Origin of the sequence: Kiloniella laminariae DSM 19542, from assembly GCF_000374005.1 — a bacterium.
In the GTDB taxonomy this organism is placed as follows: Bacteria; Pseudomonadota; Alphaproteobacteria; order Kiloniellales; family Kiloniellaceae; genus Kiloniella; species Kiloniella laminariae.
This window is the reverse complement of sequence record NZ_KB893134.1, coordinates 669,254-683,791: the sequence shown is the minus strand read 5'-3', so window position 1 is coordinate 683,791 and position 14,538 is coordinate 669,254. Positions and strand designations below refer to the sequence as shown.

Sequence of the window (14,538 nt, the reverse complement as noted above, 5' to 3'; positions counted from 1 at the left end):
ACCTAATACCCTGCTGAACGTTCAACTGTTTTTGGTAACACACCTGTTGATCTGTATCGCCGGATATTGTCAGCCACGATCTCTACGGCACTGCGGGGATTGGTCGGCGCAGCCACATGCGGCAACAGCGTAATATCCGGGTGACACCAGAAGGCGTGATCAGCAGGCAGAGGTTCCTGAGAAAAAACATCCAGCACGGCATGAGACAACCGCCCTGCATCCAGGGCAGCCAGAATATCCTCTTCAACCTGATGCCCGCCCCTGCCGAAATTGATCACCCCTGCTCCCTTGGGCAAACGGTCAAAAAGTTCTTTTGAGAGAATTCCCCGGGTTTCTTCGGTAAGAGGCAAAAGGTTCACCAGGACATCAAGCCCGGATAAAAATGCTGGCAAGCTTTCCGGTCCCGCAAAACAGTCAACCCCGGAAATCGATTTAGCAGAACGGCTCCAGCCCTGCACCTTGAAACCCAACTGACATAACTGCTTTGCTGAAAGCGCCCCCATTTCCCCAAGCCCCATCACGCCGATCACACGATCCGCGGCCAGGGCCAATACGTGCTGCTCCCATTTAGCCTGTTGTTGCTGCCTGGCATAAAGCGGCAGATTCCGGTGCAAGACGAGCACATGCGTCGCCACGGCTTCAGCCATGGATCGTGCCAAGGTTGGGTCAACCAAACGCACCAGCGGCACTTCCAATGGCAAGGTCGGATCCCCCAGCAGGGCATCTACGCCAGCCCAGAGACTCTGGATCCAGCGCAAATTGGGCAGATCTGCCAGCACGCCTTTGGGTGGATTGGCAACGATCGCAAGATCAACCGCAGCTTTGTCCAACAAATCCTGAGGCAACAGGATCTGTTCCTCTGGCAGCGCTGCGCGCAAAGAGAACAGCCACTGGGCTTCTTCTTCACGGGGCACAGAAGTCAGCAGCAGAATGGTCATGATGCAAACACCTTATCCATAGACTTGAAGCCCTTGATTTCAATCGGATTACCGGACGGATCGTAAAAGAACATGGTCCATTGCTCCCCCGGTTCCCCTTCAAAACGAACCATCGGTTCCAGTACAAAAGATATGTCAGCTTTTTTCAAGCGGTCCGCAAGCTCCCGCCAATTTTCGTATGGCAGGATCACCCCCAGATGTGGCATGGGCACCAGATGTTCACCAACCCGGCCTGTGTTCGCAACGTTGAAAGGCTCTCCCAGATGCAGGGAAATTTCATGGCCAAAGAAGTCAAAATCAACCCATGTCGGCGCTGAACGTCCTTCGGAACAGCCGAGCAGTGTTCCATAGAAGGATCTTGCAGCCTCAAGATCACGTACATTATAGGCAAGATGGAACAAGCTTTTCATCTGGATCTCCCGACTTGATACATTTTTTGCGTTTTTAAAATTTCAACTGTTTTCGAGATTTTCTAGCACAGCCACAACAAAAGAATTACTGTATTATTCTTTCTTCAAACAGAAGGAATGCTTTTCTTTGAATCTGTTGTTTCTGGAAAGCCTGATCTATCTGGATCGCCTTGGCTCCCTGGCTGAAGCCGCGCGCGCCCAGAGACTGACCGCGACAGCCTTGGGACAACGCATCAAGGCTCTGGAAAATTTGCTCGGCACCTCCCTGGTCACGAGATCAGGCAAAACTGTTGTCTTGACCGAAGCAGGACAGCGTATTTTGCCTCATGCCCGACAACTGCTTGATGAGCAACGCAGACTCTTCCTGTCCCTCAATGAGAAAAGCCTGACCGGACGTCTTGAGATCGGTGCCATCTCGACCAGCATGACCAGCCTTCTCCCCTCCGTCCTGCGTTCCTTGGGCAGACAGGGGAATCCTGGGGAAGATCTGGAGGTCAAACTCCATCCCGGCACCTCGTCCCAGCTTTACAACAGGCTGCTACAGGACGAGCTTGATGCTGTTGTAATTTCTGCACCACCTTTTACTCTGCCCAAAACTCTGATCGCAGACCTTCTGAATCAAGAACCACTTTGCCTGATCGGCGCAACCGGAGAGATTCCCCTGACAAAGTGGCAACCAGAAAAGCTGCATCTCCTGCTCGGACAAAAGCCTTTTATTCGGTATGACCGCAATGCCTGGGGAGGCAGACTTGTCGATCGGTACCTGAAAGAGCATCACATTCAGACCCGGGAGTTTTGTGAACTGGATGCTCTGGAAGCCATAGCGGTACTGGTCAATTCAGATCTTGGTCTTGCCCTTGTTCCAAATTGGCCAACACCCTGGGCCGAAGGGCTAGAGCTGGACAAGGTTATCCTGCCCGATCCGGCTTACACCAGACAGATCCTGTTGCTCCGCAAAAGAGCTTCTGGCAAGGAAACTGCAATTTCCTATCTGTCTGGCCTGTTAAAGGATGCCGCCGCCAAACAGCCCGGCAGCGGCGAATAAACTCCCGCTTCAATCCTCCTGAAATTCCAGCAGATCCCCCGGTTGACATTCCAGTTCCCGACAGATTGCATCCAGTGTGGTGAAGCGAACGGCCTTTGCCTTTCCGGTCTTGAGGATGGAAAGGTTCTGTTCGGTGATGCCGATACGCCGGGCCAGTTCCCCCGACTTCATCTTGCGCCTGGCCAGCATGACATCAAGATTCAATACAATTGCCATGGACCTTACCTAAACCGTGTGTCGTTGTTCATCTTCAAGCTTTTGCCCTTCCTCCATCACCCAGGAAATCAGCAAAATAATGCCGCCAACAATCAGCGCCAGCAAATCATCACTGCGCAGATCAAGCACCAGCTCTCGCTGCCCCGGAAGATTATTAAAGGTCAGAGCAACACTGGCCAAAGGAGTAAAAAGAAACCCGGCTGCCACGGAAGCAATGAAACAATAACCGAGCTTTTGAAAGCAGCGAACGTTCTCTTCGGCAAAAATTATGCCCTGCTCATAAAGACCGAACAGCTTTCTCAAGATAAACAAACCATAAAGCGTGACAGATAAAGGAAGCAAACTGGCCACAAACGCCAGCAAAAGCGGCAGAGCCGTAAGCTCGCCCGTAATCGCCACAGGCAAATCGTCATGGAACCCTTCAGGCAGATGATTGAAGAACCCCCAATAGGCCAGATCCAGCAGAGGTATCAGGACAAGCAACAAGGTAAAGAGAAAACGATATTTCCGACTGGCACCGCCAATACGATCAAGACTGGTTTTGGGCATTTGAAGAACTCTCTCTGAATAAATATTTCTAAAACAGAAAAGCAAAAACAATTCCGTTTATCAAGAAAAAATTATCGATAAACAATAAATTTTTATCGATAAAATCTTGTCCATTCTTCATCCGCTTAATTATTTCAAAGGATTCCCCCTGCCAGATCCCGGACAAACTCCATAAATCTCAGGGTAAATTTCAAAGTAAGTTTCAGGATAATATTTCTGGTCCCGTAAGTTGCCAGAACAGCTTCCCGCTTGGCTCAATGATTGTCACCGTTGGAAAACATTTGAAAATACTGGTCTTTTAAATTGCAGCCGCGCGCTTTAAAACTGATTGCAGAATCAAAAAAGAACCACAGCCAATCATCACCATGCAGGGAAGACCATGATAAACATCTCCAGCAAAAGAAACACACTCAAGCTTCTCGGTCTGATCAGCGGCCTCGCCTTTTTGCCCTCGCTAGCAACATCAGCCTATGCCGAAAACACCGCAATCAATGTTGGCGCCCTACGTTTTACCAGCCACGCTGCCAGTTTTGTGGCTTATGAACGCGGTTATTTCAAAGACGAAGGGCTGGATGTTACCTTCCGTTTTTTTCAGGCTGCCCAGCCTATGGCCGTTGCGGTTGCCTCCGGGGATGTTGACTATGCAGTGACGGCAATTTCCGGCGGGCTGGTTTCGCTCGCAGAAAAAGGTGCAGCAAAGGTCATCGGCGGCGCACTGGTAGAAGAAGCAGGTGTTGACGGGCAGAAAATCCTGGTCTCGGATGCTGCCTACAAGGCTGGTCTGACAGACCCTTCAAAACTGGATGGAAAGTCCTGGGCCGTCACCCAGGCCGGATCTTCCTTCCACTACATGGGCGCAAAGATTGCTGCCAAAGAAGGCACAACCCTCAGCTATAAACCGCTCCAGAAAGTCGGAGCCATTATCGGAGCCTTAAAATCAGGCCAGGTTGACGGCTGGACAATCCAGCCGCATATCGCCAAGCCTCTCGACAAAAGCGGTGCGGTTCACATTATTGGTAATGTGGCTGACTATATCCCCGATTATCAGGTTACCGTCGTATTCACCTCGGCAGAAAACGCCGCCAACAAACGCCCCCTGACAGAAGCTTTCCTGCGTGCCTTTTCCCGGGGTGCCGCGGATTTCAACGCTGCCCTCGTTGACAAGACTGCCGGAGACGAAGCTGCGCTCGAAATGGTGAATCTGGTCCACAAGTATGTCTATGCCGACAAGCCTTTCGAAGAGGCAGAACCAAGCATTCGCAACGGCGCGATGCGCATCAGCCCGAATGCCGCCCTGAATGCTGCCTCTGTTCAGGATCAACTGGACTGGTTCAAATCGGAAAAGCTGATCAATGACAGCGTAACCTACGAAACCCTCGTCGACAGTTCCTACGTCACAAAGTGATCACGATTGCTCCGCAAGGACAGCATAGAGAGGAAGGGGCAGGTAGACCAGGAACAGTTCAGCTTGCCCCTTCTCCCCAAACAGCACAGCGCCCGACACAGGAAACCTCATGAACCTGCAATTAAAAAAAATTGGCCATCGCTATGGCGCAACAGACGTTTTGCAGGATATTGACCTCGACATTCCTGCCGGAAAAATTGTCTGTATTGTCGGACCGTCCGGCTGCGGGAAATCAACCCTGCTGCGGCTGATTGGCGGGCTTGAACGCCCAAGCACAGGTCAGGTGGTACAGATTGGTGATCCGCCTGGCGACAGTCTCAATCCGCTCACTTATGTTTTTCAGGACTTTGCCCTGCTTCCCTGGCGCAGCGTCGAAGGCAATATCCGTCTGGTCCTGGAAGACCACGGCATCACAAACCGGGAAACCGAAGTCATCATCTCCGACGTTCTGACCCGCACAAAGCTGACCGATTTTCGCCAGGCCCTTCCCAAACAACTGTCTGGGGGCATGAAACAGCGGGTTGCCATTGCCCGCGCCCTTGCCGTCAAGCCTGCCGTGATGCTGATGGATGAACCGCTTTCCGCCCTCGACAGCCAAACTCGGGAGTTGTTGATGGACGATCTGGTCAATCTCTGGACCAGAGAAGCTTTCACCGCGGTTTACGTAACGCACAACCTCAACGAGGCCGTACGACTGGGGCATGCTGTTGTCGTGCTCTCCCGCCGACCCGGCTGTATTCGTGAAGTCGTAGATATCGACATCCCCCTCGCGGAACGCACTCTGGGACATCCCGATCTGGAGCGCCAGCAGCAACACCTCTGGAATCTGATGCGCGATGAAGCCATGGCCGCAGATCAGGAGTTGGTCAATGCCTGAGATATCTCAAGAAAATCCGCCGAAGACAGTCCTGTTCCGAGGCGGCGGCTTCGCCCCAAGACCAAACCGCTGGGCTGGTGCAGCCCTTTTCATTGCCCTGATCGCCCTGCTTGAAATGGGAACCCGTAGCGGCTTCATCACACCGCTCACCCTGCCGCGCCCGTCAGATGTCTTGTCTACCTTTATTGACCTATGGAACAGCGGCCTGCTCTGGAAACATCTTGTTCCCTCCTTCAGCCGCCTGCTGATTGGCGCAACCATCGGTGCCAGCTTTGGCATTGGTATTGGCATCCTGATCGGTCTTTTTTCCCTGCTCCGCGCCGGGCTTGTTCCACTGGTTGCCGCGATCTTTCCGATTCCCAAAATCGCCCTGCTACCACTGTTTGTTATCTGGTTTGGCATTGACGAGACTTCGAAGTATGCGCTCATTGCCTTTGGTACCTTCACGCCGACGGTTGTTGCCACTTACGGTGCCGTTGACAACGTCGATCGTTCCCTGATTCGCATGGGACAAAGTTTCTCCCTCTCCTGGTTCTCGATCGTCCGGAAAATTGTTCTGCCAGGTGCCATGCCGGGTATTCTCTCTGGCTTGCGAATCAGCCTGGCAATCGCCATCATTCTTCTGGTCGCTGCAGAAATGCTCGGCGCGGAATACGGGATCGGGGCTTATATCCTCGAAGCGGGATCACTTTATAATCTGGAACGTCTCTTCACAGGCGTCGCCATTCTCTCGCTTTTGGGGCTGGGCATGAGTGCGGCAATTGGCTTGCTGGAAAAATGGCTGCTCGGTTGGCGCACATAAACCCCACCTGCTTTGCCGATTTCCCGTCATCCGGATTTAGGCGAAACGCGTGAAGCTGATCAGCAGGGTCACAACGACAAAAGCGACAGAACAGATGCCGATATAGATCGGGTGCCAGTACAGCAGCAGCGGGTTTCGGCTGCGCTGGCGATCTGGATTCTTGATCCGCCCGTCAAAATAGGCCCCTTCGTCATAAAGCTGCAGCGCGATGTCGATGTTCCGCAGTGTCAAGGATGCCTGATGCCGACGGCGGCCATGGCGTACCAGCAACAGAACAATCACACAAAACAGCAGGGCATTCACCAGCAGAATCGCCCAGACCAAGGACAAGGTCAGAGACTGTTGTGCCGAGATCCAGCCAACAAGAATAAACTGGGCTGTGAGATATCCGAATACCAGACGCAGATCCAGATCCGCCATAAAACGTAACTGGCTTCCCTGCTCTTTGGCCAACTCTGCCAACACCTGCGCTCGCACCGAATCTAGCTTTTCCAATTCCTTAAACTCTCTCCACTTCCTCGGCACCATCACCAAGGATTTCATCAGTCGAACCTATTGCGCAAAGATATCTGCTACCGCTTCACGCTGATGGTTGATCTGCGAAGCCAAGCGCCTTGCTTGCGCCTTCAAAAGGAAACGGTCAGATAAACAGATAGATCGCAATTCCGATCAGGAACAGGCCACCGCTAAGAGAAAACAACCGCTTGATGCCCGGGTTGTTATTGACTCGTCCGGCAGCCCAGCCCCCGGCAAAAGCCATCAGAATATCCGAAGGCAGGGCTGTCAGGGGCACCAGAATACCCAGAACCAGCATCTGCAGCATCACATCATCACGACTGGTATCGACAAAGGGTGGCAGAAAGGCGAGGAAAAAAAGAACTGTCTTGGGGTTAAGCACCTCGACCAGAATGCCCTGCCAGACAATCCGGATAAAACTTGCCTGCTCAACCTTCTCCACACACAGGGTCCGCTGGTCTCCCCTGATCGCTTCCCGGATCATCATCAGGCCGAGATAGGTCAGATAACCAGCCCCGACAAAGGTCAAGAGGTTATAAGCCAGCGAGGATTTCTGAAAAACCACGGCCAGCCCCAGCACCGCGATCAATGCCAGAATCACCCCGCCGAGCCCCAGACCAATTGCCGAAGCCAGCCCGGCAGAGCGGCTTTGTCCCACAGTCCGGGAGACCACATAAAGCATGGAGGGACCCGGTGTCGCGCTGAGCCACAAACCGGCAATTGTTACAGCGATAATGGTATCCAGACTGGGCATCACACCTCAACTCTTCAATGCAGTAATACGGTTTTCAAAAGGATTGCGAAAGTCGGCAAGATCGCTGCCCGGCAGCGGAAACAGCGAATCCTTCTTGCGCTCGCGCAGATAGGAAAAATCCCGCCGCAACATGCGTTCCAGATGCATGCCCGCCAGAAAACTTTCGTATTTTGGCGGATTTTCTGGTGAGATCAAGCGCTCAAACGGCTTGACCAGCGTGTGATAGTCCGGGGCAACAAAATAAGGCATGGAAAAACGCTCCGGCGCAAGGTTGAGCACCCGGTGCGGGGTCGCGCGAAAAGCTCCGTTGCTCCAGGCTTCCATGATGTCGCCGATGTTGACGATATAATTCTCTGGCATGACCGGCACATCGGTCCAGCTGTTGCCAGAATCAAGAATCTGCAGGCCCTTCTGCCGCTGATGCAGCAGCGTCAGGCATTCATAATCTGTATGCGCCCCCATGTTGACACTCTTTTTCACAAAGCTGGAGCGGCTGTGCAGATAATGCAGCAACCGCAACTGGGCAATCGGTTTGCGCATCAGGCTGGTCATTTCTCCCCGCGCCAGACCCAGATGCAGCTCCAGCGCCGAACAAAGGCGAAAACCTACCCCGGAAATTGCTTGGTAATAGGTCGATATGGTTTCACGAAAATACGTGGATTCAGGCCAGACATTTGGCCCCAGCAACAGATTTCCCGCCAGATAATCCGGATCATCCCGCGGCAATTCAAACGCCAGATCAAAGGCTTCATAACTGCGGTGATCTTCATCATCATAAGCCCCCTTGTCGGTAAAGGGGACATAGCCACGATGGTTGGCACTTTTGCCAATGTAATAGCGCCATTTGATTTCGTCCGGCAGGGCAAAAAACTCTTCCGCCGCCCCATAGGCACGGGCAATCAGATCCGGAGAAACCCCGTGATTGGTGATATAAAAAAAGCCGACCTCGCGCGCCGCCCGCCCCAACTGATCGGCAGCCCGTCGAAACGCCCGCGGATCATCTCCTGCAAGTGGCGCAATATCAATCACCGGGAGACTACCCATAAGACCCCTCTATTCTCCCGCCATCCCTGTCGTGCCCTCTTCGGACTACTCCCGGCCTGTTTTGCTGTTTGTTTTCCGGCCTTGCTAGGGATACCTCCTGTTCAACGTAAAAATCACAGCGCCGTTCCAGCTCAAAGCGCTGAAAAAGGCTGTGACCATCATTCCTGACGCGAACACTCAAGTATTATAAGCAATAGCTAAAATTTCAACCATGAATGTGATTTTGGGCGGGAACAATTTCGCTCATCACACAGAAATGCCACAGCAGTGGCGTCACGACAGAAAAGACGTCAGGAAGAATTGCTCCAGACAAAAAAATAAAGAGGCGAGCGGTTGGCTCAAGCCTCTTTATTTTTCAAATTATTGGTGCCCCCGGCCTGACTCGAACAGGCACATCCGAAGATACGAGATTTTGAGTCACGCGCGTCTACCAATTCCGCCACGGGGGCTCTCGTGGATGCGCATATTACTTATGCCAGCGTCTTTGGCAAGTCTCCTTTGTAAAAATAAATCCGGCCTGTCGCTCTCCAGCACAGATACTCCCTGTCGATATCATTCCGACAGCATTAGCTAGCTCAGCTTTTTCTCATCATCATCGCCTCTGCAACTGGCACCTGCGACCATGAGAAGGCAGCATTTCACACGCCAAACCTGCATTTTTGCCTTCTTTCGCAAATTTTAGTAAAGTGTCACTGGAACTTAACCCTTAATTAAGGGTATGATCTGTTCCAACGGCCAGGTTCTGGGGGGAAGCTTTTCAACGTTCTGGCCGATCAAAGACGAACATTTCCCTCCAAGCTTGCGAGACATCCTCCCGGTGATTTCCCGGGAAGCCCTGCAGCAGACAGGGAGGGATAGCTGGCAGGTTCAACAGAGAGGTCAGTCCGGGAGTAACCGTGCGCCATGTTGGAAACCAGTACACTCGACCAGGCAGAAATCGAACTGCCTGACATTCAAGCCCGCGTCAAATGGTTCAATGCCACCAAAGGGTTTGGCTTTGTCCAGGCGGGAGAAGACCTGCCCGATGCGTTCCTCCACATTTCGGTTCTTGAACGGGCAGGCCACCGATCTCTGCCCGAAGGAGCTGAACTGGTCTGTGATCTGACCAACGGAGACAAGGGCCTGCAGGTCAAACATATCCACCGGGTCGAATCCCTGCCGGAACCACCGCCGCCGCCAGGCAGCGAGAGTGGGCTGCCCACCATCGACGGTGTGGTCAAGTTCTTCAATGCCGACAAGGGCTATGGCTTTGTTGCTCCTGATGACGGCAGCCGGGATATCTTTATCTCCGCCCGCATTCTGGAAAGATCCGGCATCTTCCGCATCGCCCAGAACCAGCGAATCAGAATGGAAATCGAAGATGGAGACAAGGGTCCACTGGCGACACTGGCGCAATTGATCGAATAATAAAACTTTTCCCTCCCAAGTTTTTGCTTTCCCTGAGCCCCTAAAGATCTGTGGCCGGAAGATCTGCGGCCCGATTTTCCTGGCAAAATTCCTGATGCTTGCCTGATGCTTGAATGAATCACGTCAATCTGCCTTGACGTATCAGTCCTGCTCCTGTTTGCTTCGCCACCAGATCAACAAAAGGAAGCTCCCTGTGTTTCGCAGCCTCTATAACTGGACCATGGGGCTTGCAGCGCACCCCCATGCCCTGCTCGCCCTCGCCTTTATCGCCTTTATCGAAAGCTCGGTTTTCCCCATTCCACCGGACATTCTGATTATTCCCATGGTTCTTGCTGCCCGGGACCAGGCCTGGAAAATTGCACTGGTCGCGACCATTGCCTCTGTTCTCGGCGGGATGCTGGGATATGGTATCGGCGCGTTTCTGTTTGAATCCGTGGGCCAACCGGTTATCGAATTTTACGGCAAAGCAGACTACATTGAGAGCTTCCGCGAGAAATATCACGAGTGGGGCGCCTGGATTGTCTTTATCGCTGGCGTGACACCTTTCCCTTACAAGGTCATCACGATTGCCTCAGGCTTCTTTGAGCTGAACTTCGGGGTTTTCTCGATCGCTTCTGTCGGTGCTCGCGGCGCACGCTTCTTCCTTGTGGCCGGGCTTCTGTGGTATTTTGGTCAACCAATCCGGATTTTTATCGAAAAGTATCTCAATATTCTCGCCACAATTTTCTGCATACTTCTGGTCGGGGGCTTTGTTGCCCTCAAATACCTGCTCTGACAGAAATCCCGGGGGGAAAGACCATGTCAAAATTCACAGAGAATCTGTTTGATTTCCGTACCGGTTGGATGGCGCTCCTGACCATCCTTTCCAGTGCGGCAATGCTCGCAGGAGCTCTGGCGTTTGAATATATTGGTGGCCTTTCCCCCTGTGTTCTTTGCATGTACCAGCGGTGGGTCTATGTCTGCGCAGCTGCAATTGGCTTGGTAGCCTGGCTCCTGCGTAAACACCCTGCTCTCGCCCGACTGTTTATTGCCCTTGCCGGGCTCTCCTTCTTCATTGAATCAGCCGTGGCCGCTTTCCATAGCGGGGTTGAACAGCAATGGTGGGAAGGAAGCAGCAAGTGTCAGGGTGATGCCATTGATCTCTCGCTCTCGAGCGAAGAGCTGATGGCCCAGCTGCTCGACAAGCCTGTCGCCCGCTGTGACCAGATCCCCTGGGATCTTTTTGGGATCTCTATGGCTGGTTACAATATGGTGATTGCTTTGGCATTGGCTGTGATCTGCCTTATGGCTCTCAGAAAAAACACCGCTTCCTGAAGACAGCACCCGTCAAAATGTTTTAGTGAAGCAGCGATATGCCGCTTTCCCCTTCCAGTTCCGTATCCCAATAGAGAAAATCTCGCCAGCTCTGGTGCAGATAGTTTGGCGGGAAAGCACGTCCTTTAATGTTCAGTTCATGAACCGTGGGGCAACAGGGCCAGGACTGCAAGCTCATCCGTGCCTGTCCGGGAGAACGTCCGCCCTTGGCCAGATTACAACACTGGCAAGCCGTTACGATATTTTCCCAGGACGTGCCGCCACCCTGACAGCGTGGCACCACATGGTCGAACGTCAACAATTCAGACGCCTGCTTCACACCACAATACTGGCAGGTAAAGGAATCTCGCAAAAAAACATTAAAGCGGGTAAAGGCTGGACGGCGATCCAGCTGGACATAATCTTTCAGCGCGACAACAGAAGGCAAACGCATCTGAAAGGACGGCGAGTGAACCTCGCTATCATATTCTGAAACAATCTGGACCCGGTCAAGAAACACAGCCTTGATCGCATCCTGCCATGACAGCAAAGAAAGAGGGAAATAACTGAGCGGTCGAAAGTCTGCATTGAGAACTAACGCCGGATTGGCAGAAAAGGAAACCACGTCTTTCCTCCGCAGGATTACCAAACACACCTAGGGAATCATCAAAAACTTGGGCCTGTCGATGCTGCCTGCCAGCTTGTCCGAAATAAACTTCCTTCGTTCCAACCTGGAACCAGCATCTATTTAAAAATACTGCATATTTCGAATACATACAACATTTTGTATGCGCGTAATAAAAGAAACACAAAATTCAGATTCCACTGTCACACGACTGTCGTCACGTCTTCACAAACCCGATCTGGTCGGATTGGAACTGAGGCACACAGCAAAAAGGCTGTCGCTCATATGAGGACAGCCTGTTATCTGGGAGGGAGGGGCAGCCCCCAAAGAGAATTTTTTATTCAGCTATGCTGTAGCCCAGAACCTCAAGCGCAAAGCCCACGCCCATGGAGATACCGTTCTCGTCAATTCCGTGACCAAGTTCCGAGATCATCTGCTGATAAACTGGCACATTGTGGTCCTGCAAAGCCTTCACAGCAGAAGGCAGAGCCTGAGACGGCACAACCTCGTCCTTGTCCCCGTGGATCGCCAGCACCGGACAGGGGCTGGTCATTTCCGTCTTGAGCAGATCAGATGATACCAGCATCCCGGAATAGGCCATCATTCCGGCAAAGGCCTCTTTACGGCGCAGACCAACATGATAGGCCATCATTGCTCCCTGGGAAAATCCCATCAGCAAAACCCGGTCTGCCGGAAGCTTGTAATGCGCCATTTGCTGGTCGATGAAAGCATCGACAATCGGTGCCGCAGCTTTAATACCAGCCAAAATCTGGTCGGGATCCCTGCTCATCAAACTGAACCACTGACGTCCCATCGGGGCCATATCACAGGCCTGATGCGCATCAGGAGAAACAATCGCAGCGGAAGGAAGAGCCTGGGCAAAAAAAGGCGCAAGACCAATCAGGTCCTGTCCGTTTGCACCGAGACCATGCAGCATAATGATTAATTCTTTGGCCGGTCCGCCCGAGCTTGGCTCGTGCCTTGGGCCCGTTAAAACTACCTCTGACATTTCATGCCCCCCATGAATAACACTATACTTTTACACGAATTTTCGCCCGAGGTCACGAATTTAACAAAAATGGTTAATAAATATCTGTCTGCAGGAGTCAGCAAGCGGGCTTTCAGGCAATTCCGGCATGGCGATAATAGTGCCAGAGGAACCTGGCCCCGGCACTGCGATGGGGACGCCAGAGTTCAGAAAGGCGGTACATTTCCGCAGGACTTGGCCGTTGTTCCAGTCCCTTGAGATGTTTCATTGCCTCCTGCAGGGCAAGGTCGGCTGCAGGCATCACATCGGGGCGCCGCAAAGCAAAAAGCAAATAGACCTCACAGGTCCAGCGCCCGATCCCCTTTACCGCAATCAGATGATCAATAACTGCCTCATCCTCCATCCCCGGCAACAGATCCAGCTGGAGTTTTCCGCTGAGAACATCATCGGCCAATCCACGAGCATACCGTTGTTTGGGGCGACTGAGGCCAGCGGCTTTCATCCCCTCGTCATCCAGTTTCAGGATTGCTTCTGGTGTGATCTCACCGACCTGCTCCAGCAAGCGCCCGAGAATGGCACGGGCTGACTGGACCGAAACCTGCTGCGAGATAATCATGCGAATAAGCCCGTCGAAACCGGCTTCCTGGGAACGTTCCGGCGGCAGACCATGTTCGGCAAAGGCCCGGGCAACATCCGGGTCAAGGCCGGAAAGTGCCACCAGTGCAGGGCGCAAGCTCTCGTCTGATATTTTTCTATCACTCACAACTGGACTTCTTCCCCCTGGTCATTGCACATTTGTCAGATCATGATCCGACCTGAAACACCCGCCTGCCGCTTTGCCCCCTCCCCCACTGGATATCTCCATCTGGGGCACGCCTACTCTGCACTCTTCAGCTGGCAGAAAGCCCGCGAGGTGTCTGCACGTTTCTTGCTTCGTATCGAAGATATCGACACCACGCGCTGCCGCAAGATTTTTGAGCAGGCCCTTTATGAAGATCTCGCCTGGCTGGGGTTGGAATGGGAAATACCGGTACGCCGCCAATCAGAACACCTGCCTGAGTATCAAAGCGCCCTGGACAAACTGGCACAGCGAGGACTGATCTATCCCTGTTTCTGCACCCGCAAGGATATCGCTGAGGAAATCGGGCAGTCAGGCAACGCTCCTCATGGCCCGGATGGTGTCATCTACCCGGGGATCTGCAAACATCTGTCCTCGAGTGAACAAAAAGACCGCAAGGACGGCGGAGCGCCTTATGCCCTGCGTCTACATATGGATCGCGCTCTGGCGCAATCGGGCACCTTGTTCTGGCAGGACCTCGCAGCAGGAGACGTGCATGCCACGCCGGAAATTTTCGGGGATGTGGTCCTGGCCCGCAAGGATATTGCCACCAGCTATCACCTTTCGGTCACGCTGGACGACGCCTTGCAGGGCATAACCTATGTCACCCGCGGCAGGGACCTTTTTGAGGCCACGCATATTCATCGCCTGTTACAGGCTTTGCTCGATCTGCCTGTGCCCCGCTGGCACCATCACGAACTGGTCAGTGACGATCAGGGTGTTCGTTTGGCAAAACGCCATAATGCTCTTGCAATCCGGGTCCTGCGCGAAGAAGGGAAAAAACCTGATGACATCCGCAAAATGATTGGCCTCTTATGAACGGCATTAGAG

General features: G+C 52.9%; 18 protein-coding genes and 1 tRNA gene. 8 read left to right on the top strand and 11 right to left on the bottom strand.

The genetic code is table 11. The features are described 5' to 3' along the window. Positions 1-2 precede the first annotated feature (2 nt). Together B152_RS0103350 and B152_RS0103345 are read right to left on the bottom strand one after the other, a co-directional pair. Positions 3-938 carry a 2-hydroxyacid dehydrogenase gene (locus B152_RS0103350; RefSeq protein ID WP_020590968.1) on the bottom strand — a complete coding sequence of 312 codons (936 nt, stop codon included), beginning with the start codon at positions 936-938 and terminating at the stop codon, positions 3-5. Further along, entirely contained in the window at positions 935-1,348 is a 414-nt protein-coding gene (locus B152_RS0103345) for a VOC family protein (protein WP_020590967.1), read from the bottom strand. The genes B152_RS0103350 and B152_RS0103345 overlap by 4 nt, the downstream gene beginning before the upstream one ends. Before the next feature lie 127 nt (positions 1,349-1,475). Here B152_RS0103345 and B152_RS0103340 point away from each other — a divergent pair, with 127 nt between their 5' ends. After that, entirely contained in the window at positions 1,476-2,393 is a 918-nt protein-coding gene (locus tag B152_RS0103340; protein WP_020590966.1) for a LysR substrate-binding domain-containing protein, read from the top strand. 9 nt (positions 2,394-2,402) lie between these two features. Here B152_RS0103340 and B152_RS0103335 read toward each other — a convergent pair whose 3' ends face one another. Both B152_RS0103335 and B152_RS0103330 read right to left on the bottom strand, forming a co-directional pair. Then, the gene (locus B152_RS0103335; protein WP_020590965.1) at positions 2,403-2,609 is read right to left on the bottom strand and encodes a helix-turn-helix domain-containing protein; all 207 of its coding nucleotides are present in this window, start codon (positions 2,607-2,609) and stop codon (positions 2,403-2,405) included. Between the two features lie 9 nt (positions 2,610-2,618). Beyond that, positions 2,619-3,158, bottom strand: coding sequence for a DUF2975 domain-containing protein (locus B152_RS0103330; RefSeq protein ID WP_020590964.1), 540 nt, complete (start codon positions 3,156-3,158; stop codon positions 2,619-2,621). A 379-nt stretch (positions 3,159-3,537) separates the two neighbouring features. Here B152_RS0103330 and B152_RS0103320 point away from each other — a divergent pair, with 379 nt between their 5' ends. The 3 genes from B152_RS0103320 to B152_RS0103305 all read left to right on the top strand — a co-directional run bounded on the left by B152_RS0103320 (position 3,538) and on the right by B152_RS0103305 (position 6,242). Then, entirely contained in the window at positions 3,538-4,563 is a 1,026-nt protein-coding gene (locus tag B152_RS0103320; protein ID WP_020590962.1) for an ABC transporter substrate-binding protein, read from the top strand. Between the two features lie 109 nt (positions 4,564-4,672). After that, positions 4,673-5,440, top strand: a complete 768-nt coding sequence (locus B152_RS0103310; protein WP_020590960.1) for an ABC transporter ATP-binding protein — start codon at positions 4,673-4,675, stop codon at positions 5,438-5,440. Further along, the gene (locus B152_RS0103305; RefSeq protein ID WP_020590959.1) at positions 5,433-6,242 is read left to right on the top strand and encodes an ABC transporter permease; all 810 of its coding nucleotides are present in this window, start codon (positions 5,433-5,435) and stop codon (positions 6,240-6,242) included. The genes B152_RS0103310 and B152_RS0103305 overlap by 8 nt, the downstream gene beginning before the upstream one ends. 36 nt (positions 6,243-6,278) lie before the next feature. Here the strand turns inward: B152_RS0103305 and B152_RS0103300 are convergent, their stop codons facing one another. The 4 genes from B152_RS0103300 to B152_RS0103285 form a co-directional block, all read right to left on the bottom strand. Continuing rightward, the gene (locus B152_RS0103300) at positions 6,279-6,785 is read right to left on the bottom strand and encodes a hypothetical protein (protein ID WP_157230788.1); all 507 of its coding nucleotides are present in this window, start codon (positions 6,783-6,785) and stop codon (positions 6,279-6,281) included. Between the two features lie 97 nt (positions 6,786-6,882). Then, entirely contained in the window at positions 6,883-7,512 is a 630-nt protein-coding gene (locus B152_RS0103295) for a LysE family translocator (protein WP_020590957.1), read from the bottom strand. A 6-nt stretch (positions 7,513-7,518) separates the two neighbouring features. Beyond that, on the bottom strand, positions 7,519-8,556 hold the full coding sequence (locus B152_RS0103290) for an isopenicillin N synthase family dioxygenase (protein ID WP_020590956.1): 1,038 nt from the start codon (positions 8,554-8,556) through the stop codon (positions 7,519-7,521). A gap of 364 nt (positions 8,557-8,920) precedes the next feature. Continuing rightward, positions 8,921-9,005, bottom strand: a tRNA-Leu gene (locus B152_RS0103285). 454 nt (positions 9,006-9,459) lie between these two features. Here B152_RS0103285 and B152_RS26270 point away from each other — a divergent pair. The 3 genes from B152_RS26270 (at position 9,460) to B152_RS0103270 (ending at position 11,277) form a co-directional block, all read left to right on the top strand. Next, positions 9,460-9,963 (top strand): cold-shock protein, encoded by a 504-nt coding sequence (locus B152_RS26270; protein ID WP_020590955.1) that lies wholly within the window; start codon positions 9,460-9,462, stop codon positions 9,961-9,963. Between the two features lie 193 nt (positions 9,964-10,156). After that, positions 10,157-10,738, top strand: coding sequence for a YqaA family protein (locus B152_RS0103275; protein WP_020590954.1), 582 nt, complete (start codon positions 10,157-10,159; stop codon positions 10,736-10,738). A gap of 23 nt (positions 10,739-10,761) precedes the next feature. Continuing rightward, positions 10,762-11,277, top strand: a complete 516-nt coding sequence (locus B152_RS0103270) for a disulfide bond formation protein B (protein WP_020590953.1) — start codon at positions 10,762-10,764, stop codon at positions 11,275-11,277. Between the two features lie 22 nt (positions 11,278-11,299). Here the strand turns inward: B152_RS0103270 and B152_RS0103265 are convergent, their stop codons facing one another. The 3 genes from B152_RS0103265 to B152_RS0103255 all read right to left on the bottom strand — a co-directional run bounded on the left by B152_RS0103265 (position 11,300) and on the right by B152_RS0103255 (position 13,632). Next, positions 11,300-11,881, bottom strand: coding sequence for an HNH endonuclease (locus tag B152_RS0103265; protein ID WP_020590952.1), 582 nt, complete (start codon positions 11,879-11,881; stop codon positions 11,300-11,302). A 337-nt stretch (positions 11,882-12,218) separates the two neighbouring features. Then, positions 12,219-12,890 (bottom strand): alpha/beta hydrolase, encoded by a 672-nt coding sequence (locus tag B152_RS0103260; protein ID WP_026261241.1) that lies wholly within the window; start codon positions 12,888-12,890, stop codon positions 12,219-12,221. 112 nt (positions 12,891-13,002) lie between these two features. Further along, positions 13,003-13,632, bottom strand: a complete 630-nt coding sequence (locus tag B152_RS0103255) for a DNA-3-methyladenine glycosylase family protein (protein ID WP_211212101.1) — start codon at positions 13,630-13,632, stop codon at positions 13,003-13,005. A gap of 42 nt (positions 13,633-13,674) precedes the next feature. On the opposite strand from B152_RS0103255, the gene gluQRS reads away from it, so the two are divergent. After that, positions 13,675-14,526 (top strand): tRNA glutamyl-Q(34) synthetase GluQRS, encoded by an 852-nt coding sequence (gene gluQRS, locus B152_RS0103250; RefSeq protein ID WP_020590949.1) that lies wholly within the window; start codon positions 13,675-13,677, stop codon positions 14,524-14,526. Positions 14,527-14,538: the final 12 nt, after the last annotated feature.